Here is a 1177-nt window from a genome sequence, read left to right as displayed (position 1 = left end):
AGTCCTAACCAATATACATTGTCAAATGATAATGATCAATCAAAACACAAAAAATCAAATAACTCTAATACAAGCTTTTTATTCAACTATCAAATAGGATTTTAATGCTACTAATAAAAGTATGAACTTGATAATATTCTAATCACTAAAAAGAATATTATCAAAAAAAAATCTCATATAAAACATAGAATATGAGAATGAAAAATTTTAATGCTACTAATAAAAGCATGAACTTGATAATATTACTATCACTAAAAAGAATATTATCAAAAAAATCTCATATAAAACATAGAATATGAGAATGAAATGGAGGCCGAAGTCAGAATCGAACTGACGAATAACGGATTTGCAGTCCGTGGCATTACCATTTTGCTATTCGGCCTTTTAATGAATCTATAATAAACAATATAATAAAAAATCGCTATCAAATATAAAATAAAATACTATATTCAGATAATTCTATTTTATACTGTTAAGTATAAAATAGAACTAATAAAATAAACTCAAGTAGAGGAATATTTATATGTCAGTTATCTTAGAAATAATAGAAGATCGAAGATTTACTGAAATTTCCGAAAAAAGACCCATAAATCTAGGTTGTTTTTTCAGTCTTTCCGCATTAGCATATCTACGCCTTCTCATTATTGCGCTTAACTTCTTAAGCTCTTCTTTTCTTTTCTTCCTTTTAGCTGATGGAGCTAAATGAACTCTTGATTGCATTACTTGCCTTGTAACAACCTTGGTTTTTTTCAGCCAATTTGTTATCTTATAATCAACATCTCTACTTGTAAAACCCTTCATTTATCTTAAAATATATATTATAAAACTATATAAATAATAACGTTGCACAAAAAACAATTATTTTTACCCTAGTAGTGATAGAATGAATTCTCCCACATACATTAAACATTGTACAACATATAAATCAATTATACAACATATTTTTTAATAAAAATTAAAAAAAATATTAATAAAAATTATAATAATACTTTATACAATAAAATTATTTTAATCAAAAATATTGATAAATAGTAAATATTGCATATGTTTTTTTTTAATTTATAAAATTTTATCAAAATCCTATTTGATAGTTGAGTAAAAAGCTTGTATTAGAGTTATTTGATTTATTCTGTTTTGATTGATCATTGTCATATGATAATGGATAATTATCAGGATC

1 protein-coding gene and 1 tRNA gene are annotated in these 1177 nt (G+C 23.7%); both read right to left on the bottom strand.

What is annotated here, in order from left to right:
• Window positions 1–307: 307 nt before the first annotated feature.
• Window positions 308–382: transfer RNA gene (locus Lyticum_RS04140), tRNA-Cys, on the bottom strand.
• A gap of 137 nt (window positions 383–519) precedes the next feature.
• The gene (locus Lyticum_RS04135; RefSeq protein WP_322499066.1) at window positions 520–801 is read right to left on the bottom strand and encodes a hypothetical protein; all 282 of its coding nucleotides are present in this window, start codon (window positions 799–801) and stop codon (window positions 520–522) included.
• Between the last annotated feature and the right edge of the window lie 376 nt (window positions 802–1177).

Source organism: Lyticum sinuosum, assembly GCF_034471385.1.
In the GTDB taxonomy this organism is placed as follows: domain Bacteria; phylum Pseudomonadota; class Alphaproteobacteria; order Rickettsiales; family Midichloriaceae; genus Lyticum; species Lyticum sinuosum.
This window is presented reverse-complemented; position numbering and strand designations above follow the sequence as displayed.